A 24,105-nucleotide genomic window follows, 5' to 3' on the forward strand; every position below is an offset into this window, starting at 1 on the left:
ATCCTTGCCGGACGCGGCTCGCGAGACCATCGTGGGCCGGACCGTCCCGAAGGAGCACCCGTTGACCGACCTCCTCGACCGCCTGCGTACGGCCGTCGGCACCGACCACGTCCTGACCGACGCCGGCGACGTGTCGGCGTACGTCGTCGACTGGACCGGCGTGCACGAGGGCCGGGCCCTCGCGGTGGTCAGGCCGGGCACGACGTCCGAGGTGGCCGCCGTGGTCGCCGCCTGCCACGAGGCCGGGGTCGCGATCGTGCCGCAGGGCGGCAACACCGGGCTGGTCGGTGGCGGGGTGCCGGATGCGTCGGGCGAGCAGGTCGTGCTGTCGCTGGGCCGGATGCGCACGATCCGCGAGGTCGACCCGGTCGCCGGGACGATCACCGTCGACGCCGGCGTCGTGCTCGCCGACGTGCAGGCCGTCGCCGAGCAGGCCGGGCGGCTGTTCCCGATGTCCCTCGGCTCGGAGGGCAGCTGCACGATCGGCGGCAACCTCGCCACCAACGCCGGCGGCACCGCGGTCCTGCGCTACGGCATGACGCGCGAGCTGGTGCTGGGCCTCGAGGTGGTGCTGCCCGACGGGCGGGTGTGGGACGGGCTTCGCGGGCTCCGCAAGGACAACACCGGCTACGACCTGACCCAGCTGTTCGTCGGCTCCGAGGGCACACTCGGCGTGATCACCGGCGCGGTGCTGCGGCTCTTCCCGGCCACGCCACGGCACGCCACTGCGTGGGTCGCCGTGCCCTCGGTCGAGGCCGCGGTCTCGCTTCTCGGACTCGCGCAGCAGCACGCCGGCGCTCACCTGTCGACGTTCGAGATCGCGAACCGGCAGGCGCTCGACCTCGTGCTGGCCCACCTGCCCGGCGCGAGCGACCCGCTGGCCGAGCCCACCGACTGGTACGTCCTGGTCGAGCTCGCCGCGGCCGAGAACGACGGCGGGCTGGACGACGCGCTCGAGGCGATTCTCTCGGCGGCGGTCGAGGCCGACCTGGCGAGCGACGCCGCAATCGCGGGCAGCCCCGCACAACGCTCGTCGCTGTGGGCGCTGCGCGAGGGGATCTCGGAGGCGCAGAAGGTCGAGGGCGCGACGCTCAAGCACGACGTGACCCTGCCGATCACCCGCCTCGCGGAGTGGGCCGCGGCGATGGGGCCGCAGCTGGACGCGGTGCTGCCGGGCATCCGCCCGGTGACATACGGCCACGTCGGCGACGGTAACCTGCACTACAACCTGAGCGCGGCAGTGGGGGCCGACGACGACCTCCGCGCGGCGGCGGCAGACCTCTCGACGGCGATCTACGACTCGGTGGCCGCCGCGGACGGCTCCATCAGCGCCGAGCACGGCCTCGGCCGGACGAAGGCGGCCGCAGGAGCGTCGTACAAGTCCGCGGTGGAGGTCGACCTGATGCGCGCGGTCAAGCGGGCGCTCGATCCCGACGGGCTGATGAACCCGGGCGTCCTCCTGCCGCCCACCTAGGCTGACGACCATGAAGGCACAAACCGTCGGACGCGTCCTGCTCGGCTCGGCGATGGTGGGCGCGGGGGTGCTCCACCTGACCATCCAGCGCCAGGAGTTCCAGGCCCAGGTGCCCGACTGGTTCCCGCTCGACGAGGACCTCACGGTCATCGGGTCGGGAGTCGTGGAGATGGCCCTGGGCGGCGCCTTCATCGCGCTGCCGAGGCACCGCCGCACGATCGGTGCCCTGCTCGCGGCGTTCTTCGTCGCGATCTTCCCCGGCAACATCGGCCAGTACCTCGAGGGCACCGACGCCTTCGGGCTCGACACCGACCGGGCCCGGTTCATCCGGCTCTTCTTCCAGCCCGTGCTGGTCCTCTGGGCGCTGTGGGCGGGCGGTCTGCTCGGTCGGCGCGCCGAGGAGCGGCGGGCCGAGGAGCTGGCGACCGAAGAGGTCGAGACGCGCGAGTGACCCGCTGAGATCCTGCTAGAGCGTCGGCAGCCAGTCGACCCGGCCGGCCAGCACGGCGTACCCGACGAAGGCGCCGACGTCGAGCAGCGTGTGCGCCACGACGAACGGCATCACCCGTCCCCACCGACGGAACAGGTAGCCGAAGAGCAGCCCCATCGCGAGGTTGCCGACAAAACCGCCGAGGCCCTGGTAGAGGTGGTAGCTGCCGCGCAGGAGCGCCGCGAGGCCGATCGCCGCGGAGTCGCCGAAGCCGAGCTGGCGCAGTCGCACCTGCACGAAGCCGAGCACCACGAACTCCTCGAGCACCGCGTTCTCGGCGGCCGCCAGCACGAGCACCGGCACCTGCCACCACTCCCCCGGCAGCGACTGCGCGACGACCGTGAGGTTGGTCCCGAGGGCGTACGTCGCGAGGTAGAACACCACCCCGACCGAGCCGACGCCGAGCGCGAGCAGCGCGCCCCGACCGAGGTCGCCGATCCCGGCCCAGCCGCCGTCGCGCGCCCACACCTGGCGCAGCCGCGTGCCCGAGCGGACCAGGAAGTACGCCGCCAGTGCGACGGGCACGAGCGCGAAGCCGATCCGCAGCAGCTGGTAGGTCAGGTCGAGCCAGGGCCGGTCCGGGGCGAGCGAGTTGTTGAGGCTCGCCCCCTGCGCGGACAGCGGTCCGGGTGCGGTCAGCGCCGAGACCAGGCTGACGACCGAGTAGACCGCCGACCGGCCGAGCGAGACCAGGAGCACGAGGGCCAGCTCCACCCAGAGCAGCGCGCGCGCCAGCTCCGGCACGCCGCCGGGCACCGGGGTGTCGCGCAGCCGCCACCAGGGGCGGGCGTCGGCGGTCGGCGTGCTCACGGAGGACAGCATCCCCCAGCCGGCTGAGCACCGGCTGAGGGATGCCGAAGAGACCTCAGTACGTGTCGGCCAGCGTCGTGGCCATCGACTCCCACTGGGCGTACGCGTTGGGGCAGCAGGACCGCTGGACGGCGTCGGCGGCCAGCGTCTTGCTCATCGACTCCCAGCCCGAGATGTCGAAGAGCCCCGGGTTGGAGGTGTACGCCGAGATGCCGAGGAAGCCCTGCGTGGCGTACGTCGGGTTGACACAGGCCACGCCGCCGGAGCACCAGCCCTGGCTCGACCGCTGCTGGAACAGGCCGAGCGAGTCGCGGTCGCCGAACTGGATGTTGCAGAACCTGGACTCCTGCATCGCCGTCATCAGCGCGATGATCTGCGCGTTGCGGTTGCCGCCGGCACCGCGGGTCGCGGACAGGATCCGCTGCACGTTGTCGACCTGCGCCGGGATCAGCGTCGAGATGCTCGTGCCGCCGGTGCTGTAGCAGAGCGTCTGGTCGTACGTCTGGCTCCAGCCGAGCAGCTCCTGCCACGTGGCGAGGTCGACGGTGCCGGTCTGCGACAGGCCGCGGTTGGCCTGGAACTGGACGACCGAGGCGCGGGTGCCCGCGCCGAAGACACCGTCCACGATCAGGTTGGCGCCGTACTTGTTGAGCTGCGTCTGCGCCGCCTTCACCGCATTGGCCTCGGCAGAACCTTGGGAGACCGCGATGACCAGCCGCGGCCAGGTGCCGCTGCCCGCGACGCCGTCGACGGGCGAGATGCCCTGGGCGGACTGGAAGGACTTGAGGTTCGTCGTCGTGCCGCTGCCGAAGACGCCGTCCGCTGTCGTCGGGTACCCGCGGGCGGTCAGCAGGTACTGCAGGGCCATCGCGTTGTTGTTGCGCGGCTGGCCGGCCTTCGTGATCGGCCAGGCGCTGGCGGCCTGCGCGGGTGCGGCCGCGGCCATCACCGCGAGGACGCTGACCAGCAGGGCGACGACGGTCGCAGCGAGGGCGGGACGGCCGGCGCGGGCGCGCGCAGGCAGGGTCGTACGAGTCATGGGGTGCTCCCGAGAGAAGGCCCGGGAGATTCCGAGAGTCCCGGGCGCGTGGCCTCGACCCTGCAACAGCCGGACGGAGTCGGTCAAGGCCCGCCGCGGGCCCTTCCCCTCACGCCGAGACCGTACGACGATCGGTGGATGACCACGATCTACGAGGCGGCCGGCGGCATCGAGGTCCTCGAACGGCTGGCCGAGGCGACCCACCAGCGCTGCCTGGCCGACGAGCTGCTCAACCACCCGTTCTCCCACGCCGACAACCAGCCGGACCACACCGAGCGGCTGGCGGCCTACTGGGCGGAGGCGCTCGGCGGGCCACCGACGTACTCCCAGCAGATGGGCAGCGAGTCCCACGTGCAGCGGCTGCACGCCGGCGAGAGCGCCTACATGGAGGAGGCGAGCCCGCGCTTCGTCGCGTGCGTCGTCGAGTCGTTCGACGAGGCCGGAGTGCCCGACGACCCGCGCCTCCGGAAGGCCCTGACCGAGTACGTCACCTGGGCCGCGATGGGCCCGTTCCGAGCCTGGCCGAGCTCCTCCGACGACGTGCCCGCCGACCTGGCGATGCCCCGCTGGGGCTGGGACGGGCCGCTCAGCTGAGCACGAGACCGCCGTCGCCCACGTCGACCGTGACCGTGCCGCCGTCAACCACCTCGCCGCCGATCAGCTTCCGCGCGAGCGGGTCGCCGATCGTGGACTGGATCAGCCGGCGCAGCGGCCGGGCGCCGTACGCCGGGTCGTAGCCGGTCTCGGCCAGCCAGGCCCGCGCCGCGTCGGTCACCGAGATGGTGATCCGGCGGACCGCGAGCCGCTGCTCGAGCAGCGCGAGCTGGAGGTCGACGATGTGCGCGAGGGCGTCCTTCGACAGCGCCTCGAACAGCACGACCTCGTCGAGCCGGTTGAGGAACTCGGGCTTGAAGTGCGCGCGTACGACGCCCATCACGGACTGCTTCTTGGTGTCGGGCATGAGGCTCGGGTCGACCAGGAAGTTCGAGCCGAGGTTGGACGTGAGGATCAGCAGCGTGTTGCGGAAGTCGACCGTACGACCCTGCCCGTCGGTGAGCCGCCCGTCGTCGAGCACCTGGAGCAGGATGTCGAAGACCTCCGGGTGGGCCTTCTCGACCTCGTCGAGCAGCACGACGCTGTACGGCCGTCGCCGCACCGCCTCGGTCAGCTGGCCGCCCTCGTCGTAGCCGACATAGCCGGGAGGGGCGCCGACGAGCCGCGACACCGAGTGCTTCTCGCTGTACTCGCTCATGTCGATGCGTACGATCGCGCGCTCGTCGTCGAAGAGGAAGTCGGCCAGCGACTTGGCGAGCTCGGTCTTGCCCGTGCCGGTCGGCCCGAGGAAGAGGAAGGAGCCGGTGGGCCGGTTCGGGTCGGCGATGCCGGCGCGCGAGCGGCGTACGGCGTCGCTCACCGCGGTGACGGCCTCGCTCTGGCCGATCAGGCGCTCGCCGATGACCGACTCCATCTCGAGGAGCTTGGCGGTCTCGCCCTGGAGCATCTTGCCGGTGGGGATGCCGGTCCAGGCCTCGACGACGTCGGCGATCTGCTCGGCGCCGACCTCGTCGCCGACCAGCGGCTCCAGGTCGACGGCCTCGGCCTTCTCGACCTCCGCGATCTGCTTCTCGAGCTCGGGGATCTTGCCGTACTGGATCTCGCTGGCTCCCGCGAGGTCGCCCTCGCGCAGCTTCTTGTCCGCCTCGATCTTGAGGTGGTCGAGCTGGCGGCGCAGCTCGCCCTCACCCTGGAGCTGGTCCTTCTCGCGCTCCCAGCGGGCCTCGAGTCCCCGGAGCTCCTCCTCCCGGTCGGCGAGGTCCTTGCGCAGCGTCGCGAGCCGGTCGACCGACGCGACGTCGGTCTCCTTGGCCAGCGCGAACTCCTCCATCTTGAGCCGCTCGACCTGCCGGCGGAGCTGGTCGATCTCCTCCGGCGAGGACTCGTGCTCCATCCGGAGCCGCGAGGACGCCTCGTCGATCAGGTCGATCGCCTTGTCCGGCAGCTGGCGACCGGTGATGTAGCGGTCGGACAGGGTCGCGGCGGCGACCAGCGCGGCGTCGGTGATGCGGACGCCGTGGTGCGCCTCGTACTTCTCCTGGATGCCGCGCAGGATCTGGATGGTGTCCTCGACCGAGGGCTCGCCGACGAAGACCTGCTGGAAACGGCGCTCGAGCGCGGGGTCCTTCTCGATGCGCTCGCGGTACTCGTCGAGCGTCGTCGCGCCGATCATGTGCAGCTCGCCGCGCGCCAGCATCGGCTTGAGCATGTTGCCGGCGTCCATCGCGGAGTCGCCGCCGGCGCCCGCCCCGACGACGGTGTGCAGCTCGTCGATGAAGGTGATCACCTGGCCCCCGGCGTCCTTGACCTCCTCGAGCACGGCCTTGAGCCGCTCCTCGAACTCGCCGCGGTACTTCGCGCCGGCCAGCATCGCGGCCAGGTCGAGCGACAGCACGCGACGGCCCTTGAGCGAGTCGGGCACGTCGCCGGCGACCACGCGCTGGGCCAGACCCTCGACGACGGCGGTCTTGCCGACCCCCGGCTCACCGATCAGGACGGGGTTGTTCTTCGTGCGCCGCGACAGCACCTGCACGACCCGGCGGATCTCGGCGTCCCGGCCGATCACCGGGTCGAGGCGCCCCTCCTCGGCCTGCTGGGTGAGGTCGACGGAGTACTTCTCCAGCGACTCGTACGACGCCTCGGCGGCCTCGCTGGTCACCCGGCGGTTGCCGCGGACAGCCGTGATCGCCTCCCGCAGCCCGGCCGCGGTCAGACCGGCGTCGGTCAGCACCTTCTGCGCCGGCGACTCGACGGTGGCGAGCGCGACGAGCAGGTGGTCGGTGGCGACGTAGTCGTCCTTCATCGATCCCGCGAGGTCGATCGACGACGCCAGCACGCGCGTCAGCGCCGGCGAGGCGCTGGGCTGCTGGACCGTCGATCCCGTGGCGCTGGGCAGCGCCCGCTGGACGGTCACGGCCTTCGCGAGCAGGTCGACGGAATCCACGCCGGCCTTCATCACCATGCTCCGGCTGGTGCCGTCCTCCTGCTGGAGGAGCGCGACCAGCAGGTGGATCGCCTCGGTGTGGGTGTTGCCGCCGGTGGTGGCGGCGAGCTGGGCGGCCTCGATCACCGCCCGGCTGCGGGTGGTGAACTTCTCGGCACCGAACTGGCTCAACGCTGCTCCTCCGGGCTCGAACACGATCTCGTGGGGCCACTGTGGTCCCACTCGGCGCAACGCGCCACAAGTTGAGTCGATTCCCCTCAACTCCGAGATCTTTGCCGGGCCGGTCGAAGACTTTACTTTCCCATTGTTTGATTCTTGGGACAGCAGGGCACAGTTGGACCTATGGGAATGTTCACGATGCCGAAGTACCTCGCCGACAACCGATTCGTCGCGACCATGTTCATCGCGCTGACCTACGTCAACGCGTTCGCGATCCAGAACAAGTGGTACGCCTGACCAAGGCCCGCTTCGTGCCTGCGTGACACGATCCCCCGGTGACGACCCCCGGGCTGCGATCTGACTGCTCGAGCTGCTTCGGGCTGTGCTGCGTGCTCCTCCCCTTCTCCGCCGCCGCGGGCTTCGGCGTCGACAAGACGGGCGGACGACCCTGTCTCAACCTGCTCGACGATGACCGCTGCGGCATCCACACCACCCTGCGCGAGGACGGCTGGCCGGGGTGCACGGTCTTCGAGTGCTTCGGCGCCGGCCAGCAGGTCTCGCAGGTGACGTACGCCGGCGTCTCCTGGCGCGACACCGGCAACCTCGGCGAGATGGGTGCAGTCCTCTCGGTCATGCGCCAGCTGCACGAGATGCTCGTGCACCTCGTCGAGGTCGAGGCCCGCGCGCCCGACCCCGACGCGCGAGCGGCCCGCCTCGAGATCGAGGCGTTGACCGCGGCGGACGCCGAGACCCTGCTGGCGTCCGACGTCGACGGTCTCCTCGGACGGGTCGGCCGCCTCCTCGCCGACGCGAGCAGTCGCGTACGCCACCGGTGGCCCGACGCACTCGACCGGTCCCGCGACGACCTGGCCGGACGCCGGCTGGCGGGGGACCTCCGCGGCTGCTGCCTGCGCGGGGCGATGCTGATCCGCGCCGACCTGCGCGACGCGCGCCTCGACGAGGCCGACCTGCTCGGTGCGGACCTCCGCGACGCCGACCTCCGCGGCGTGGACCTCTCCACCGCCCTGTTCCTCACCCAGCCGCAGGTCAACGCAGCCGTCGGCGACTCCGCCACCGCACTGCCGCCCGGTCTCGACCGACCGGGGCACTGGCCGCGCTGATCAGTCCACCGGCCGGTCGACCAGCGCATGCCGGATCCAGGGGTTGTCGCAGAACACCACCGTCCATCGGGCGCAGCCGATCGCCACGTCGACCAGTGGCTGCTCGGCGACCACCACCAGCCAGCGACCGGACCCGATGGCCCGGCGCTGCCCGGCGAGCTCGCGCGTCCCGTCCGGGTCGTTGAGGAAGTAGGTGCAGAACGGATCGCCGGCGGGCCCGCGCGAATCGACGTACGTCGCCTCCGGTGACTCGACCACGCCGACGTCCCCGACCGACCCGAGCATGACGCACCCCCGAAAGCTCCACCGCAGCACGCAGGTCTCCCGGTGCCGGATCGCCATCCACCCGCTCTCGTCGGCCGTGAAGCTGCAGACCTGCTCGATCCACTCACGATCAGCGTCGCGCCCGGCCGTGACGACGAGCTCGTCCTGGGCCTGGACGGCACCCGGCAGGACGCGCTCGAGCACCGGCGCGACGTCGGCTGCCACGAGATGGCTGCGCACGATCCCGACAGCGGTCACCAACAGGTTGCCGACCAACCAGGCCATCAGGAGGGTCGTGGCCGCAACGCGGAGGATGCGGCCGAGCTCGGAGATGATGGGCACCGGTCCATGCAACGACGGGCGGGCGACGTGGCACCACAGTGCCCGTACTCACGCGCGGCGCCCGTCAGGTGACTCACACTCGGCCCATGCCCTCACGTCCGGAACCCAGCACCTGGCAGCGCCCCGGCCTCCGCGCCGCCCTCCTCTATGCGGTCGCCGCCGGCCTCCTCGGCTCCGTCGTCACCGCGGTGAGCCGACTCGAGCTCACCCGGCGCGCCGTCCCCGACGCGGACCTCCCCGACGGGCCGGTCATCGTCGTCGCCAACCACACGAGCTTCGCCGACGGCATCCTGCTGGCCCTCGTCGGCCGCCGCCTCGGTCGCTCGCTGCGGCTGATGGCGACCGGTGGCGTGTTCCGTTCCGGCCTGGTCGGACCTGTCGTCCGCCGCCTCGGCTTCATCCCCGTGCTGCGCGGCACCGACTCGGCGGCGGGCTCGCTGGACGCGGCCGCCACCGCTCTCGCTGCTGGCGAGGCGGTGGGGCTGTTCCCCGAGGGTCGGATCACCCGCGACCCGCAGCACTGGCCCGAGCGCTCGAAGACCGGCGCCGTACGCCTCGCGCTCCGCACCGGCGCGCCGATCGTGCCGGTCGCGCTCGTCGGCGCCCAGCAGGTCGTCGGCAAGCAGGGCATCGTGGGTCGGCTGCTGCGCAACACGGTCCTACGTCCGCGGGTCGCGGTCGCCGTCGGCGCGCCCATCGACGTACGGGCGCTGGCGCAGGTCGGCGACGGCCAGCCGGTCGACGACGCGACCGTACGCCGGGTGGCCGACGAGGTGATGGCGGTGCTGGTCGCTCAGGTGGCCGAGCTCCGCGACGAGCCCGCGGCGCACCCGACCGGTGTCCCCGAGGAGGCGCTCAGCGCCTGAGCCGACGGGTCAGCGGCTCCCGTCAGGAGTAGCGGTGGCTCTTGGCTGCGTGGCCGCGCTCGCGCGTGCAGGTGCGGCCGCTCATGTTGCGGTGGCCGCAGAGCTCGTCGGTGTCCGCCTCCGTGGCGTCGGCCGCGGGCTCGGCAGCCTGCTTCGGCGCGGCGACCGGAGGGGCGACGGGCGCCCTGGTGGCGGCTGGCTTCGCGCCGGCGGCCTGCTTCTGGGCAGCGGCGTACTTGGCCTCGCGCATGGCGCGCAGGTTGTCCATCTTGCTCATGGCATGCCCATCACTTGCTCGTCGACCCGGTCACCGCTGAACCTACGCGGTCGCACCGACAACCCGGCCCCCGGCACGCCCTCAGGTGGGTCGGCGCCAGACGACGACCGACTGGCCAACGGCCTGGTGCAGCACCGGCAGCTTGTTGGCGGGCGTCGCGGCCTGGGCCGCCGCGCGCGCAGCGAAGCCACGGCGTACTGCGTCGAGCTCGGCGAGCAGCTCGTCGTTGCGGGCGCGCAGCGCGTCGACCTGGAGCTCGAGGGCCATGATCCGGCGGACACCCTCGATCCCGATGCCGGCGCCAGTGAGGTCGGCGATCTCGCGCAACCGCTCGAGGTCGCGGTGGGAGTAGCGACGACCGCCGCCACCGGTCCGACCGGGCGCGATGAGGCCCATCCGCTCGTACGCGCGCAGGGTCTGCGGGTGCAGCCCGGTCAGCTCCGCGGCCACGCTGATGACGTACACCGCGGCGTCGGGGTTCGGCGCCCCGAACGGGCTGCTCATGCTCATGACTCGAAGAGCCCGTTGCGCAGCGGAGTGCCGGCCATGGCCGCACGATAGGACTCGAGCGCCTCGCGCGCCGTCTGGTCGAGGGTGGCCGGCACCTGGACCTCGATCGTGGCGAGCAGGTCGCCCTTCGAGCCGTCGCGCTTGGTGGCGCCCCTGCCGCGCACCCGGAAGGTGCGGCCGTTGGGCGTGCCGGGCGGCAGCTTGAGGGTCACCGGCGGACCGCCGAGCGTCGGGATCTTCACCTCGGCACCGAGCGCGGCCTCGTCGAAGGCCACGGGCACGTCGAGGGTGAGGTTGTCGCCCTTGCGCCCGAAGACGCGGTGCGGCGTCACCTTCACCGTCACGAACAGGTCGCCCGCGGGGCCGCCCTGCTCGCCCTGGGCACCCTTGCCCTTGAGCCGGATCTTCGCGCCGTCCTTCACGCCCGCCGGGATGCGCGCCTGGATCGCCCGGGCCGAGGTGCCGCGCCCACTGCCGTGGCAGGTCGGGCACGCCTCGGCGTACACGAGCTGGCGACCGCCGCAGGCGGGACAGGTCTCGTTGATGGAGAAGGCGCCGCCGGTGCCGGCCACGACGAAGCCGGCGCCCTCGCACTCGGGGCAGATGTGCGGGCGGGTGCCGGGCTTGCCGCCGGTGCCCTGGCAGGTCGCGCAGGCCGCGTCGGAGGTCAGCCGCAGGGAGACGGTGACGCCGTCGAGGGCGTCGACGAACCCGATCGTGGCCGTGCTCTCGACGTCGGCGCCGCGGCGGGGTCGCGGCTGCTGCTGGGTGCGTGTGCGCTGCCCGCCGCCGAAGAGGTCGCCGAACATGTCGCCCAACCCGCCGCCGCTGCCGCCGCGCTCGCGGAGCAGGTCGTCGATGTTGAAGCCGCCACCGCTCGTGAAGCCACCCCCGCCGCCACCCATGCCGGGGCCGAAGCCGCCGCGCGACTGCAACGAGCGGAACTCGTCGTACTTCGCGCGCTTGGCCTCGTCACCGACCACGTCGTACGCCTCGGCGACAGCCTTGAACCTGTCGTGCTTCTTGGCGTCGCCGGGGTTGGAGTCGGGGTGGTTGGCGCGGGCGAGCTTGCGGTAGGCCGTCTTGACGTCGGCCGCGCTCGCATCCTGGGCGACCCCGAGGACCTGGTAGAAGTCCTTGGTCGCCCAGTCGTTGCGCCAACCCTCATTTCGCTGGCCATCGGTGTCGGCCATCGATCAGCCCTCGACCGGGTCGACCACCAACACCTGGGCGGCCCGCACCACCCGGTCACCGATCTTGTAGCCGGCCTTGGCGATGTGCTTGCAGGTGATGACCTCGACCTCCGGGTCGGTGCCCAGGTGGCTCAGGGCCTCGTGGAGGTTGGGGTCGAACGCGTCACCGGGCTCGCCGAAGCGGGTCAGGCCGAGGTTGGCCACGACTCCCTGGAGCTGGTCGGCGACGGCCTTGAAGCCACCGGAGTCGACCTCGCCGTGCTCGCGGGCACGGTCGATCGTGTCGAGCACCTCGATGATCGGCGCGAGGACGCGGTAGGTCGCGTTCTCGGCGATCAGCTGGCGGTCGCGGTCGACGCGCTTGCGGTAGTTGGCGTACTCCGCCTGGAGCCGCTGCAGGTCCGCGGTGCGCTCGGCGAGCTGGACGTCGGCCGACGCGGCGACACCCTCGACGGGGTCGACGTCCGCGAAGTCCTCGGGCTCGAGCGGTCCGCCCTCCTCCAGCCAGTTGTCGACGCCGCTGATCTCGTCGTCGACCTGCGACTCCGGACGGCCGGCCGAGGCCGAGGCGTCCTGCTGGGCAGGCGCCTCGACCTCGGTCTCGTTGGCCATCTCGCCGGCCGCGTCACCGAACGATGAGCTGCCGGACTCGGTCACTTGGACTCACCTTCCGAGGTCGACCCCTCGTCGGGCTCGGACGTCTCGTCGGCAGGCTCGTCGACGATCTCGGCGTCCACGACGTCGTCGTCGGACTCGCCCGTGGCGCCGGTGGCACCGCCCGCGGCGGCCTGGTCGGCCTCCGCGGCGGCGTACATCGCGGCACCCATCTTCTGGCTCGACTCGTTGAGCTTGGTGACCGCGGCCGTGATCTCCTCGGCGGACGAGTCGTCCTTGGCGAGGGTCTCCTTGAGCGCGTCGACGTCGGTGCGGACCTCGGTCTTCACGTCGTCGGGGAGCTTCTCGTCGTTGTCGGTGAGGAACTTCTCGGTCGTGTAGACGAGCTGGTCACCCTGGTTGCGGGCCTCGACCGACTCGCGACGCTTGGCGTCCTCCTCGGCGTACTGCTCGGCCTCCTTGACCATGCGGTCGATCTCGTCCTTGCTGAGCGCCGAGCCACCGGAGATGGTCATCGACTGCTCGCGCCCGGACGCCTGGTCCTTGGCGGAGACGTGGACGATGCCGTTGGCGTCGATGTCGAAGGTGACCTCGATCTTCGGCACGCCGCGCGGGGCCGGCGGGAGGCCGGTGAGCTCGAAGTTGCCGAGCGGCTGGTTCTGCGACCACATCTGGCGCTCGCCCTGGGCGACCTTGATCTCGACCGACGGCTGGTTGTCGTCGGCGGTGGTGAAGATCTCCGAGCGCTTGGTCGGGATGGTGGTGTTGCGCTCGATGAGGTAGGTCATCACGCCGCCCTTGGTCTCGATGCCGAGGGAGAGCGGGGTGACGTCGAGGAGCAGCACGTCCTTGACCTCGCCCTTGAGGACACCGGCCTGGAGCGCGGCGCCGACGGCGACGACCTCGTCGGGGTTGACGCCCTTGTTGGGCTCCTTGCCGCCGAGCAGCTCCTTGACGACCTCGCTCACGGCGGGCATCCGGGTGGAGCCACCGACGAGCACGACGTGGTCGATCTTGTCGACCGCGACGCCACCATCCTTGAGCACCGACTGGAACGGCGCCTTGGTGCGGTCGAGCAGGTCGGCCGTCAGCTTCTGGAACTCGCTGCGGGTCAGCTTCTCCTCGAAGTGGAGCGGGCCGCCCTCGCCGTGGGTGATGTACGGGAGGTGGATCGTGGTCTCGGAGCTCGAGGACAGCTCGATCTTCGCCTTCTCGGCGGCCTCCTGGAGGCGCTGCTTGGCGATCTTGTCGGCACCGAGGTCGACGCCGTTGTTGTCCTTGAACTTCTTGATCATCCACTCGACGACGCGGTTGTCCCAGTCGTCTCCACCGAGGTTGTTGTCTCCGGAGGTCGCCTTGACCTCGACGACGCCCTCGCCGATCTCGAGCAGGGACACGTCGAACGTGCCGCCACCTAGGTCGAAGACCAGGATCGTCTGGTCGTCGCCCTTGTCGAGGCCGTAGGCCAGCGCGGCTGCGGTGGGCTCGTTGACGATGCGGCTGACGTTGAGGCCCGCGATCTCGCCGGCCTCCTTGGTCGCCTGGCGCTGCGCGTCGGAGAAGTACGCCGGAACCGTGATGACCGCGTCGGTCACCGTCTCACCGAGGTAGGCCTCCGCGTCGCGCTTGAGCTTCTGCAGCACGAACGCGCTGATCTGCTGGGGGGTGAAGGTCTTGTCGTCGATCTCGACCTTCCAGTCCTCGCCCATGTGGCGCTTGACGGACCGGATGGTGCGGTCGACGTTGGTGACCGCCTGTCGCTTGGCGACCTCGCCGACGAGGACCTCGCCGGACTTGGTGAAGGCGACGACGGACGGGGTGGTCCGGGCGCCTTCGGCGTTGGCGATGACGGTGGGTTCGCCACCTTCGAGGACGGCCACGACGGAGTTCGTCGTGCCGAGGTCGATGCCGACCGCTCGAGCCATGGGGGGTACCTCCTGCGTTGGGATGCCTGGGTGGTGCGATGTCTGGACAGTGCTGCCATCCTGCCGCGCTGCGACCGGGGAGGCAAAACACTTGAGCCGATCTCGCTCAACTCTGTTCATGGGGTTCAACGCATGGCAGCGGTGGTTGTTCCCGATCCGGACGAGAAATCCGAGATCACGTCCGGCGCCTGGCCGTGGCGCGGCGCCTCCCTGGCACCGCCCGTCCCACGGGTGTGCGGAGTCTTGCGCCGATGGGCCGTTGCAACGGCCTATCTCCGTGGGAGTCACCGCTTAAGCGGTGACTCCAGCAGGGCTGAGTCAGCGGGACCAGACGTACGGCGTCGTCGTGGTCACGGCCCGCAGGCCGGAGCGCTCGAGGATCGGGCGCGACATGTCGGTGCAGTCGGAGTGGATGAACCGGATCCCCCGCTCGAGGGCCGAGGCGGCGCGGGCGGCGACGAGCGCGCGGTAGATCCCGCGACCGCGGAACTCCGGCAGCGTCGAGCCGCCCCAGATGCCGGCGAACTCGGTGCCCGGGACGGGCGTGAGCCGGCCCCCGCAGACGACGTCGCCTCCGACCTCGGCGATCCAGAACTCCGAGTCGCCCGACTCGAGCTCGGCCATCGAGGAGTGGATCGAGGGCCCGCGCCCGGTGCCGAAGATCGACTCCTGGGCGGCCAGCATCCGCGTGAGATCGGCCTCGGCGTCGGGTCCGGGCACGATGCGGCGTACGACGACGGGGCCGGCAGGCGTCTCGTCGAGGGGCACGTCGACGGCGAGCCGCGACGCCTCGCCGATCATCACCGTCTCCATCGGCTCGGGCACGAGGCCGTGTGCGACGAGCCGGTCACCGAGGTCGGCCGGCAGGTCGTGGCCCCGCGACTTCCACTCGAACTGCTCGACGTCGGTGTCGTCGCGGTAGTGCGCGATCGTGCGCTCGACGAGGCGATCCAGATCGTCACCCTCGACGCCGCCGAGGTCGCGGTAGGACACGAAGCCGCCGTGGTCGAAGACTGCGCAGAGCAGCGGGCCGGACCGCACCACGTCGTGGGCCCGGGCCATCTCGGCATCGGTGCGCAGCTGCTCGTCGTACGCCGTCAGGAGCTCGTCGGGGGTCACAGGCCGACACCCTAACCCTGATCTTTCCCCCAGGTTGTCCCAAAGATGTGCGGGATCGGGGCCTCGCACCGCACACTTTGCGCGTGCTCCATCGGGGGATCCTGCGCCGGCTCACCGGCGCCTCAGTCGTCGCGCTGCTGCTGGCTGCCCTGATGGCGTTCTACGCCGCCGATCGGGCGGGCGCTGGAGCGACCCGCTGCCAGCAGCACCGCCTCGACGCGCGCGACCGATCGCACCTGGTCACGGGCGAGGGATCGCCCGTCCTGGTGATCGGCGACTCGTGGTCGGTCGGGCTCGGCCAGGACGACCTCGGCAGCTCGTGGGCCGCCCGCCTGCCCGGCGAGGTGCACGTCGCCGGCTTCTCGGGCTCCGGGTTCAGCGCCCACGCGAGCGGGTGCGGCCGGGTCTCGTTCGCCGACCGGGCGCCCACCGCACTCGCGGCGCGACCCGCGCTGGTGGTCGTCGAGGGCGGACTCAACGACTACGACCAGCCGGCGGCGGCGATCGAGACCGGTTTCCGCGACCTGATGGCCGACCTGGCCGGGCACCCGGTCGTCGTCGTCGGGCCGGCCGACGCGCCGTCCCGGACGCGCGCCGTCCCGCGCGTGGACGAGCTCCTCGCGCGGCTCGCGCAGGAGTACGGCGTCCCCTACGTGCGTACGAGCGACCTCGACCTCGACTACCTGGACGACAGGCTCCACCTCACCGAGGAAGGGCACCGCGAGTTCGGTGACGTCGTCGCGGAGCGGATCGCTGCCCTCACGCCGACGTACCCGGCTGTTCTCGCCCGCTGACCCGCTCAGCCGCCACGGAATCGGTCGATCAACCGATTATCGGACAGTTCTGTCGAATGTCGACCGAACCATGCAGGTTCTCGCGTTGCACGAACCTGCAGTTCTGCGTCCATTGACGCCCTTGCCGCTGATTGCGAACTTGTGCAGTGGTCCGCAACACCCAATCCATCCTCGGGCCTTCTCGGGGCTCGACTCATGATTGGACAACTCTCAGTGAAGACAACTCGCCTGGCCGCCCTGGCCGGTATCGCAGCGACAGCCGTCGCCGCGTCGTTCCTGGCACCGACCGTCACCCCGGCCGACGCCGCACCCTCGGCGGGCAACCCCCGTCTCGAGGCCCAGCAGGCCGCCAGCGCCTGGGTGAAGGGCCACGGCAACGCACTCGAGCGCGCCTCCGCGGACTCCTTCGTCCGCACCGGCACCTTCGACGGCGACAACGCCATCTACTCGATGGCCTACGAGCGCACCCACGAGGGCCTGCGCGTGGTCGGTGGCGACTTCGTCGTCCTGGCCAACGCCGCCGGCCAGGTCGTCGGGTCGTCGGTCGCCCAGGAGGCGCCGGTCGACCTCGCCAGCACCACGCCGAAGATCGGCGCCGACCGTGCGGCCGAGGCCGCCCGCGGCCAGGTCGACCAGGTCGCGGACTCCAGCGCGCCCGAGCTGGTCATCTGGCACCGCGACGCCGGCACCCGACTGGCGTACGAGGTCGAGGTCCGGGGCACCGACGCCGGCGAGGTCTCGTGGCAGAAGGTCTGGGTCGACGCCGTCGACGGCACCGTCCTCGAGTCGCGCGAGCAGATCGCTCACGGCTCGGGCACCGCGGCCTACTCCGGCCCCAACCCGCTCCCCATCGCCACCAGCGGCTCGGGCAGCAGCTACAACATGACCGACCCGACCGCCACCACGCTGAAGTGCCAGGACGCCGCCAACAACACGACGTTCTCCGGCACCGACGACCTGTGGGGCAACGGCGTCGCGACCAACCGCGAGACCGGGTGCGTCGACGCGCTCTACGCCGCCCAGCAGATGAAGGGAATGATGTCGTCGTGGCTCGGCCGCAACGGCATGAACGGCTCCGGTGGATGGGTGCCGATCCGCGTCGGCCTCAACGACATCAACGCCTACTACGACGGCACCCAGGTCCAGATCGGCAAGAACCAGGCCGGCGAGTGGATCTCCTCGATGGACGTCGTCGCCCACGAGTTCGGCCACGGTGTGGACGACAAGACCCCCGGCGGCATCTCCGGCGGCGGCACGCAGGAGTTCATCGGTGACGCCTTCGCGACGTCGACCGAGTACTACGACGGCCAGGTCTCGCCGTACGACTCGCCCGACCACACCATCGGCGAAGAGGTCAACCTCGTCGGCCAGGGCCCGATCCGCGACGGCTCCAACCCGGCCAACGTCGGCGACCCGTCGTGCTACACCAGCTCGATCCCGACCGCCGAGGTCCACGCGGCCGCCGGCCCCGGCGACCACTGGTTCTACCTCCTGTCGCGCGGCGGCGTCTCGAAGTGCGACGGCACCTCGGTGACCGGCATCGGCGAGCAGGCGGCCATGAAGGTGCTCTACAACGGCATGCTGATGAAGACCACGTCGTCGAGCTACCTCAAGTACCGCACCTGGACGCTCACCGCGGCCAAGAACCTGGACAGCACCTGCGCCCAGTTCAACGCGGTCAAGAACGCCTGGGACGCGGTCAACGTGCCGGCCCAGACCGGTGACCCGACGTGCGGTGGCACCACCACCCCGCCGACCACGCCGCCCACCGGCGGCAACATCCTGGCCAACCCGGGCTTCGAGTCCGGCGCGACCTCGTGGGCCGGCACCACGGGCCTGATCACGACCAACACCGGTCGCCCGGCCCGCACCGGCTCGTACAAGGCCTGGTTCGGCGGCAACGGCACCACGTCGACGGAGAACCTGACCCAGTCGGTCACGATCCCCTCGACCGCCACCGCTGCGTCGCTGTCGTACTGGATCCGCACCGACACCGCCGAGTCCGGCTCGACGGCGTACGACACCTTCCGGGTGCAGGTGGTCGTGAACGGCGTGACCACCACGCTGCGCACCTTCACCAACGTCGGCACCAACGCGACGTACACGCAGTTCTCGCACAGCCTGCTGGCCTACAAGGGCCAGTCGGTGCAGGTGAAGTTCCTCATGAACGAGGACTCCTCGCTGCAGACGAGCTTCGTGGTCGACGACACCGCGGTCAACGTCTCCTGACCTCCGGGTCGACCGTCTGGCACCACCGGACGGGGCGGGGCAGCACACGCTGCTCCGCCCCGTTCGTCGTTCCCTGCCCGCCCCACCTGTCTCGGGAGTTCCCATGCGCTCGTTCCGTACGCCCGCCCTGTCCGCCGTCGCGGCGGCGGCCCTCATCGCCAGCCTGTCGGGGGCGACCCTCGCCGGCACCAGCTCGCCCGCCGTCGCCGCCGCGTCACCCGACCTCAGCCTCACCAACGTGACCGCCCACCTCCAGCAGATGCAGAGCATCGCCACCGCGAACGGCGGCAACCGCGCCACCGGACGGCCGGGCTACAAGGCCTCCCTCGACTGGGTGAAGGCCAAGCTCGACGCCGTCGGCTACACCACGACGGTGCAGCAGTTCTCGACCTCGTCGGGGACGTCGTACAACCTCATCGCGGACTGGCCCGGCGGCGACCCCGAGCACGTCGTGATGACCGGTGCCCACCTCGACAGCGTGGCGGCCGGACCCGGCATCAACGACAACGGCACCGGCTCGGCGGCGGTCCTCGAGGCCGCCCTCGCCTGGGCCGGCAGCGGCAACAGCGCGCGCAACCACCTGCGGTTCGCGTGGTGGGGCGCGGAGGAGCAGGGGCTGCTCGGCTCCAACAAGTACATGTCCTTGCTGCCGACGGCCGACAAGGACCGGATCGACCTCTACATGAACTACGACATGGTCGGCTCGCCCAACCCCGGCTACTTCGTCTACGACGACAACGCCGTCGGCAACTTCGCGCGCGACGCGATGACGTCCTACTACACGTCGAAGGGCCTCCCCTGGGAGTACATCGACGTGCAGGGGCGCTCCGACCACGCGTCGTTCCGCAGCTACGGCATCGCCACGACCGGCATGTACTCCGGCGGCGAGACGACCAAGACGTCCGCGCAGGCCCAGAAGTGGGGCGGCACGGCCGGGCAGGCCTTCGACCCCTGCTACCACCGGTCCTGCGACACCATCTCCAACATCAACAGCACCGCGCTCGACCGCAACATCGACATGATCGGCCACATGGTCTGGCTCTACGCCGACCAGGACTTCGGCACCACCGGGGCCCCGCCCACGGGCGCGAACCTGCTCGCCAACCCGGGCTTCGAGTCGGGCGCGACGAGCTGGACCGGCACCACCGGCGCGATCACGAGCAACACCGGACGCCCGGCGCGCACGGGCTCGTGGAAGGCGTGGCTCGGGGGCAACGGCAGCACCTCGTCGGAGAACATCTCCCAGCAGGTGACCATCCCGTCGACGGCGACCACGGCGTCGCTGTCGTACTGGATCCGCACCGACACCGCCGAGACCGGCTCGACGGCGTACGACACCCTCAAGGTGCAGGTCGTGAGCGGCACGACGACCACGACGCTGAAGACGTACAGCAACGTCGGGACCAGCGCGACGTACGCGCAGTTCTCCCACAGCCTGCTGGCCTACAAGGGCAAGACGGTCACGGTGAAGTTCCTCATGGCCGAGGACTCCTCGCTCCAGACGAGCTTCGTGCTCGACGACACGGCGGTGTCGACGGGCTGAGCCTCGCGTGGTGGCCGCTCCGGAGGGGCGGCCACCACCCCTGCGGGGTACCGCGCCGGAATATCGCGGCCGCGATCCGCGTAGGAACTCACATGACTGTTCCCCGGATCACGCTCCACGACGGCACGTCCATCCCCCAGCTCGGCTTCGGTGTCTTCCAGGTCCCTCCGGAGGAGACCGCCGCGACGGTCGCACTCGCGCTCGAGGCCGGCTACCGGCACATCGACACCGCGCAGATGTACGGCAACGAGGCCGGCGTCGGCCAGGCGATCAAGGACTCCGCGCTGGGCCGCGACGAGCTCTACATCACCACCAAGCTCAACAACGGCTTCCACCGGCCCGACGACGCCCGCCGCGAGATCGACGCGTCCCTCGAGCGCCTCGGCATCGAGCAGACCGACCTGTTCCTCATCCACTGGCCGCTGCCGACGCAGTACGACGCCGACTTCGTCTCGACCTGGCGGGCACTCATCGAGGCGCAGGAGGCGGGGAGGACCCGCTCCATCGGCGTCTCCAACTTCCAGCCCGCCCACCTGGACCGCATCGTCGAGGAGACCGGGGTCGTGCCGGTGGTCAACCAGGTCGAGGTCCACCCGTTCTTCGCCAACGAGGACGTGCGAGCGGCCAACCAGCGCCGCGGCGTGCTGACCGAGGCGTGGTCGCCGATCGCCAAGGGAGCGGTCAACGACGACGACACCATCGGCGAGATCGCCTCGCTCGTAGGCCGTACGCCGGCACAGGTGACGCTGCGCTGGCACCTGCAGCGGGGCGACATCATCTTCCCGAAGTCGATGAAGGCCGAGCGGATGCGCGAGAACTTCGAGATCTTCGACTTCGAGCTCGACCCGGCGCACGTCAGCGCGCTCGACGAGCTGGACCGGGGCGAGGCCGGACGGACGGGCCCGAACCCGGACACGTTCGACTACATCCCGTGATCCCCGGCCGGTCCTGCTCCCCAGCTCACTCCGCGAGCCAGGCAGTCCAGCTGTCGAAGGAGTAGGGCCGGCCCAGGAAGTCGGCGACGAGGTCGGCGGCGTCCTTGCGACCGCCCATGCCCAGCACCCGGTCGCGGTAGCGCCCGGCCACGTCGGCGGCGAACATGTCGTCGACGTCGAAGGCCGAGAACAGGTCCTTGGCGATCACCAGCGACCACATGTAGGTGTAGTAGCCCGACGAGTAGCCGTCGAGGTGGCCGAAGGCGCAGTGCATGTGCGCGCCCTCGAGGGGCGGGAACACCGAGTAGCGGCGCTGGAGCTCGTCGCCGAAGGCCGTCAGGTCGTCGTTCGGCCCGGCGTGGAAGTAGTAGGACCGGGCCGCGTACGACATCTGGTGCGCGGCGTAGATGCCCTTGCCGAACTGGTCGGCCCGGCGCATCGCGGCGACGAGGTCGACCGGGATCGTCTCGCCCGCGGCGTTGCGCGCGAAGGTGGCGAGCACGTCGGCGTCCCACGCCCACTCCTCGAGCATCTGGCTCGGCGCCTCGACGAAGTCCCACTCGGTGGCGACGCCGGAGAAGCGCAGCCACTCGCCCTGGCCGCCGAGCACGTGGTGGACCAGGTGGCCGAACTCGTGGAAGAGCGTCACGACCTCGTCGTGCTCCATCAGGCCGCGGTTGAAGTTGCACACCAGGACGCCCTCGGGAAGCTGGTGGCCGGCGACGCCCTTGACCAGGTCGAACTGGGCGGCGTGCTTGAACTTGCCCTCGCGCGGGTGCAGGTCGAGGTGGATGCGGCCGATCCGGACGCCGTCCAGCCCGACGTCGTACGACGCGACCTCGTCGTGCCACGTCCCGGCCTCGTCCCGCCCGACGGGCGTCCACTCCAGCCCGAACAGCCGGCCGGTGACGTCGAGGAGGCCCTGCCGGACCTGCTCGAAGGGGAAGTAGGTGCGCACGACCTGGCCGTCGACGTCGTACTGCTCGCGGCGTACGAGCTCGCCGTAGTGGCGGAACTCAAAGACCTCGACCTCGTCGGCGCCCGGCTGGTCGACCTGCTTGCGCGCGAGCAGGACCCCCTTGTCCTGGGCCGCCCGCTCGGCCGATGCCGAGCTGATCCGCTCGATGAAGTCGGCGATCGCCTGACCGGTGCCGATCATCTTGACCTCGGTGTCGAGGTCGGGCCACGAGTCGTAGCCGAGCAGGCTCGCGGTCTCGCGCCGGACCGCCAGGAGGTCCTGCAGCACCTGGTCGTTGGCCGGCCAGGCGACGTTGTTCTGCGTCAGGGCGAGCTCGTGGCGGGCCTCGCCGTCCGACGCGAACGTCATGAACGGCACCAGGTCGGGGTAGTCGGTGGTGATGGCGACCAGGCCGTCGTCGCCGGCCGGGTGCGCGGCGCGGTAGTCGTCGGGAAGTCCGGCCAGCCGCTCGGGCGCGACCCTGATCGAGCGGACGTCGTCACGGATGTTGCGGCCGAAGTCCTGGGAGAGCTTCACGCCCTGCTCGCTGAGCTCGCGGAGCCGGTCGCGCGTGGCGTCGTCGCGGTCGACGCCGGCCCGCCGGAAGTCCCGCAGCGTGTGCTCGAGGACCCGGACGGCCCCGTCGTCGAGCCCGTCGGCCGACAACCCGTCGAACACGGCGAACAGGTCGCGGTCCTGGCCGAGCTCGGTGACGAACTTCTGCACCTGCTGGCTCAGCTCGTCGGCGCGGTCGCGTACGGCGGCGTCGGGGTGCACCTCGGCCCAGAGGTGGGCCGCCTCGGCGTTGGCGATCGCGGTCTCCGCCCGGTTCCACGTGGCGAGCACCGTGTCGGCGTCGGTCGGGCCGCTCTTGACGAGCGCGACCTCCCTGGCCGCCTCGGCGAGCTGTCCCTCGCCGTGCTCGGCGACCCAGGTGAGCCAGTCGCCGGAGCCGGGAAGCTCGAGCGGCTCGAGGGGTGAGGAGGGGATCGATCCGGTCCGGGTCTCGGTGTCGTCAGCCACGGACGCGAGCCTACGGCCGGGTCGTGACAACCTCCACCGAGATCCCTGCAGGCGTCGCACCCGTTCCGGGGAGGGCGCCGGGAGCACGTAGCGTTGCGCGGGTGACGACCAGCGGTGCGACGGAGACCGAGTTCCGGTTCCGCGACATCTGGCTCGTCGCGTACGGCCCCTCGATCGTCTCGGCGGTCGGGCACGGCGCGATCATGCCGGTGCTCGCACTGCGTGCACGCGACCTCGGCGCCGATGTCAGCACCGCCGCTGCCATCGTCGCGCTGACAGGGGTCGGGATGCTGCTGGCCAGCCTGCCCGCGGGTGCGCTCGTCGCCCGGATCGGCGAACGGCGGGCCCTCGTCGCGGCCGGCTTCGCCGACGCGGGCGCGATGGCGCTGGCGGCGCTCACCGACTCGGTCGCCGGCCTCGCTGCGGGTGTCCTGCTGAGCGGGATGTGCTGGACCATGTTCCTGATCGCGCGGCAGGGCTTCATGATCGACGTCGTCCCGATCACGCACCGCGCGCGGGCGATGTCGCTTCTCGGCGGGTCCTACCGCGTGGGCGTGCTGGTGGGGCCGCTCATCGGCGCGGGGCTGATCAGCCTGACGGGCCTGACCAGCGTGTTCTGGCTGGGCGCCGCCATGTCGGTGGCCGCGTCCCTGCTGGCGGGCACCATGCCCGACCTGGGCGAGGAGAAGCGCGCCGCCGCCCGCGAGACCGGCCACGTCGGCGTGTGGTCGGTCATCGCCGGTCACCGTCGACTGCTCGCCACCTTGGGCACGGCCGTCGTGATCCTCGGCATGAGTCGCTCGTTGCGGCTGAGCCTGCTGCCGCTGTGGGCCGACCACGTCGGTCTCTCCGCCTCGACGACGTCGCTGATCTTCGCCGGTGCCGCCGCCCTCGACGTCGCGCTGATGTGGCCCGGCGGCTGGCTGATGGACACCCGCGGCCGGATGGTCGTCGCCGTGCCGGTCGTCCTGTCGATGGCCATCGCCTGCCTGCTGCTCCCCCTGGCGAGCTCGGCCCTCTCGGTGGGACTGGTGATGGCGCTGATCGCGGCCGGCAACGGCCTCGGCTCGGGCATCGTCATGACGCTCGGCGCCGATGCGGCACCGATCGAGGGCCGCTCCCAGTTCCTCGGGGCCTGGCGCCTGTGCGGCGACATCGGCAACACCGGGGGTCCGCTGGTGGTCAGCGCCGTCGCGGCCGTCGCGCCGCTCGCCACGGCGTGCCTGGTCGTCGGCCTCCTCGGCCTGGCGGGTGCCGGGTGGGTGGGCTACTGGACCGGTCGCGTCGACCACGACCGGCGTACGGCCTCCGCAGTCCCCGCCGCGGCCGGCCGGCGGACCTAGCTGTGATGACCAGTCACGTTGGTCGAGATCGTGTGACGACACGGTCTGACCTGTAGGTGGGTGAAGGCCTCCTGGTGT

General features: G+C 71.2%; 21 protein-coding genes. 10 read left to right on the forward strand and 11 right to left on the reverse strand.

The window, feature by feature from the left end:
• Positions 1–61 precede the first annotated feature (61 nt).
• Both EUA94_RS14420 and EUA94_RS14425 read left to right on the forward strand, forming a co-directional pair.
• Entirely contained in the window at positions 62–1,474 is a 1,413-nt protein-coding gene (locus tag EUA94_RS14420) for an FAD-binding oxidoreductase (RefSeq protein WP_129427573.1), read from the forward strand.
• A gap of 10 nt (positions 1,475–1,484) precedes the next feature.
• Positions 1,485–1,925 carry a DoxX family protein gene (locus EUA94_RS14425; protein ID WP_129427574.1) on the forward strand — a complete coding sequence of 147 codons (441 nt, stop codon included), beginning with the start codon at positions 1,485–1,487 and terminating at the stop codon, positions 1,923–1,925.
• A 15-nt stretch (positions 1,926–1,940) separates the two neighbouring features.
• Here EUA94_RS14425 and EUA94_RS14430 read toward each other — a convergent pair whose 3' ends face one another.
• Together EUA94_RS14430 and EUA94_RS14435 are read right to left on the reverse strand one after the other, a co-directional pair.
• Complete coding sequence (locus tag EUA94_RS14430) at positions 1,941–2,774, reverse strand: CPBP family intramembrane glutamic endopeptidase (RefSeq protein WP_242494883.1); 834 nt, start codon at positions 2,772–2,774, stop codon at positions 1,941–1,943.
• Between the two features lie 55 nt (positions 2,775–2,829).
• Positions 2,830–3,813, reverse strand: coding sequence for a peptidoglycan-binding domain-containing protein (locus EUA94_RS14435; protein ID WP_129427576.1), 984 nt, complete (start codon positions 3,811–3,813; stop codon positions 2,830–2,832).
• A 138-nt stretch (positions 3,814–3,951) separates the two neighbouring features.
• Here EUA94_RS14435 and EUA94_RS14440 point away from each other — a divergent pair, with 138 nt between their 5' ends.
• The gene (locus tag EUA94_RS14440; protein ID WP_129427577.1) at positions 3,952–4,407 is read left to right on the forward strand and encodes a group II truncated hemoglobin; all 456 of its coding nucleotides are present in this window, start codon (positions 3,952–3,954) and stop codon (positions 4,405–4,407) included.
• Here the strand turns inward: EUA94_RS14440 and clpB are convergent.
• Complete coding sequence (gene clpB / locus EUA94_RS14445; RefSeq protein ID WP_129427578.1) at positions 4,400–6,982, reverse strand: ATP-dependent chaperone ClpB; 2,583 nt, start codon at positions 6,980–6,982, stop codon at positions 4,400–4,402. The two genes, EUA94_RS14440 and clpB, sit on opposite strands and share 8 nt — an antisense overlap.
• A 323-nt stretch (positions 6,983–7,305) precedes the next feature.
• Here clpB and EUA94_RS14450 point away from each other — a divergent pair, with 323 nt between their 5' ends.
• Positions 7,306–8,091, forward strand: coding sequence for a pentapeptide repeat-containing protein (locus EUA94_RS14450; RefSeq protein ID WP_129427579.1), 786 nt, complete (start codon positions 7,306–7,308; stop codon positions 8,089–8,091).
• Here the strand turns inward: EUA94_RS14450 and EUA94_RS14455 are convergent, their stop codons facing one another.
• A complete protein-coding gene (locus EUA94_RS14455; RefSeq protein ID WP_129427580.1) occupies positions 8,092–8,697 on the reverse strand; it encodes a hypothetical protein in 606 nt (201 codons plus the stop codon). It lies immediately after the preceding gene.
• A gap of 86 nt (positions 8,698–8,783) precedes the next feature.
• Here EUA94_RS14455 and EUA94_RS14460 point away from each other — a divergent pair, with 86 nt between their 5' ends.
• Positions 8,784–9,563: a lysophospholipid acyltransferase family protein gene (locus EUA94_RS14460; protein ID WP_129427581.1), complete on the forward strand. Its 780-nt coding sequence runs from the start codon at positions 8,784–8,786 to the stop codon at positions 9,561–9,563.
• Positions 9,564–9,585: 22 nt separating this feature from the next.
• Here the strand turns inward: EUA94_RS14460 and EUA94_RS14465 are convergent, their stop codons facing one another.
• The 6 genes from EUA94_RS14465 to EUA94_RS14490 all read right to left on the reverse strand — a co-directional run bounded on the left by EUA94_RS14465 (position 9,586) and on the right by EUA94_RS14490 (position 15,202).
• Positions 9,586–9,840 carry a hypothetical protein gene (locus EUA94_RS14465; protein ID WP_129427582.1) on the reverse strand — a complete coding sequence of 85 codons (255 nt, stop codon included), beginning with the start codon at positions 9,838–9,840 and terminating at the stop codon, positions 9,586–9,588.
• Positions 9,841–9,921: 81 nt separating this feature from the next.
• Positions 9,922–10,344, reverse strand: a complete 423-nt coding sequence (locus EUA94_RS14470; RefSeq protein WP_129427583.1) for a heat shock protein transcriptional repressor HspR — start codon at positions 10,342–10,344, stop codon at positions 9,922–9,924.
• A gap of 2 nt (positions 10,345–10,346) precedes the next feature.
• Positions 10,347–11,543 carry a molecular chaperone DnaJ gene (gene dnaJ / locus EUA94_RS14475; RefSeq protein ID WP_129427584.1) on the reverse strand — a complete coding sequence of 399 codons (1,197 nt, stop codon included), beginning with the start codon at positions 11,541–11,543 and terminating at the stop codon, positions 10,347–10,349.
• Positions 11,544–11,546: 3 nt separating this feature from the next.
• Complete coding sequence (gene grpE / locus EUA94_RS14480) at positions 11,547–12,200, reverse strand: nucleotide exchange factor GrpE (RefSeq protein WP_242494884.1); 654 nt, start codon at positions 12,198–12,200, stop codon at positions 11,547–11,549.
• Entirely contained in the window at positions 12,197–14,083 is a 1,887-nt protein-coding gene (gene dnaK, locus EUA94_RS14485; protein ID WP_129427585.1) for a molecular chaperone DnaK, read from the reverse strand. The genes grpE and dnaK overlap by 4 nt, the downstream gene beginning before the upstream one ends.
• 318 nt (positions 14,084–14,401) lie before the next feature.
• Positions 14,402–15,202, reverse strand: a complete 801-nt coding sequence (locus EUA94_RS14490; RefSeq protein WP_242494885.1) for a GNAT family N-acetyltransferase — start codon at positions 15,200–15,202, stop codon at positions 14,402–14,404.
• An 83-nt stretch (positions 15,203–15,285) separates the two neighbouring features.
• Here EUA94_RS14490 and EUA94_RS14495 point away from each other — a divergent pair, with 83 nt between their 5' ends.
• The 4 genes from EUA94_RS14495 to EUA94_RS14510 all read left to right on the forward strand — a co-directional run bounded on the left by EUA94_RS14495 (position 15,286) and on the right by EUA94_RS14510 (position 20,703).
• Positions 15,286–15,996, forward strand: a complete 711-nt coding sequence (locus tag EUA94_RS14495) for an SGNH/GDSL hydrolase family protein (protein WP_129427586.1) — start codon at positions 15,286–15,288, stop codon at positions 15,994–15,996.
• 213 nt (positions 15,997–16,209) lie between these two features.
• Positions 16,210–18,225 carry a M4 family metallopeptidase gene (locus EUA94_RS14500; RefSeq protein ID WP_242494886.1) on the forward strand — a complete coding sequence of 672 codons (2,016 nt, stop codon included), beginning with the start codon at positions 16,210–16,212 and terminating at the stop codon, positions 18,223–18,225.
• Between the two features lie 103 nt (positions 18,226–18,328).
• The gene (locus tag EUA94_RS14505; protein ID WP_129427588.1) at positions 18,329–19,768 is read left to right on the forward strand and encodes a M28 family metallopeptidase; all 1,440 of its coding nucleotides are present in this window, start codon (positions 18,329–18,331) and stop codon (positions 19,766–19,768) included.
• Positions 19,769–19,860: 92 nt separating this feature from the next.
• The gene (locus tag EUA94_RS14510) at positions 19,861–20,703 is read left to right on the forward strand and encodes an aldo/keto reductase (RefSeq protein WP_129427589.1); all 843 of its coding nucleotides are present in this window, start codon (positions 19,861–19,863) and stop codon (positions 20,701–20,703) included.
• 25 nt (positions 20,704–20,728) lie between these two features.
• On the opposite strand, the gene EUA94_RS14515 is transcribed toward EUA94_RS14510, so the two are convergent.
• Complete coding sequence (locus tag EUA94_RS14515) at positions 20,729–22,684, reverse strand: M3 family metallopeptidase (protein WP_242494887.1); 1,956 nt, start codon at positions 22,682–22,684, stop codon at positions 20,729–20,731.
• Between the two features lie 101 nt (positions 22,685–22,785).
• Between EUA94_RS14515 and EUA94_RS14520 the strand changes: the two genes are divergently transcribed.
• The gene (locus tag EUA94_RS14520; protein WP_242494888.1) at positions 22,786–24,027 is read left to right on the forward strand and encodes an MFS transporter; all 1,242 of its coding nucleotides are present in this window, start codon (positions 22,786–22,788) and stop codon (positions 24,025–24,027) included.
• Positions 24,028–24,105: the final 78 nt, after the last annotated feature.

This window comes from Nocardioides zhouii (genome assembly GCF_004137345.1).
In the GTDB taxonomy this organism is placed as follows: domain Bacteria; phylum Actinomycetota; class Actinomycetes; order Propionibacteriales; family Nocardioidaceae; genus Nocardioides; species Nocardioides zhouii.

Coding starts and splice junctions, on each gene's coding strand:
- EUA94_RS14470 (WP_129427583.1), bottom strand. CDS start 10,344: ATGAGCAGCCCGTTCGGGGCGCCGAACCCCGACGCCGCGGTGTACGTC.
- EUA94_RS14505 (WP_129427588.1), top strand. CDS start 18,329: ATGCGCTCGTTCCGTACGCCCGCCCTGTCCGCCGTCGCGGCGGCGGCC.
- EUA94_RS14425 (WP_129427574.1), top strand. CDS start 1,485: ATGAAGGCACAAACCGTCGGACGCGTCCTGCTCGGCTCGGCGATGGTG.
- EUA94_RS14435 (WP_129427576.1), bottom strand. CDS start 3,813: ATGACTCGTACGACCCTGCCTGCGCGCGCCCGCGCCGGCCGTCCCGCC.
- EUA94_RS14510 (WP_129427589.1), top strand. CDS start 19,861: ATGACTGTTCCCCGGATCACGCTCCACGACGGCACGTCCATCCCCCAG.
- dnaK (WP_129427585.1), bottom strand. CDS start 14,083: ATGGCTCGAGCGGTCGGCATCGACCTCGGCACGACGAACTCCGTCGTG.
- EUA94_RS14440 (WP_129427577.1), top strand. CDS start 3,952: ATGACCACGATCTACGAGGCGGCCGGCGGCATCGAGGTCCTCGAACGG.
- EUA94_RS14465 (WP_129427582.1), bottom strand. CDS start 9,840: ATGAGCAAGATGGACAACCTGCGCGCCATGCGCGAGGCCAAGTACGCC.
- dnaJ (WP_129427584.1), bottom strand. CDS start 11,543: ATGGCCGACACCGATGGCCAGCGAAATGAGGGTTGGCGCAACGACTGG.
- EUA94_RS14460 (WP_129427581.1), top strand. CDS start 8,784: ATGCCCTCACGTCCGGAACCCAGCACCTGGCAGCGCCCCGGCCTCCGC.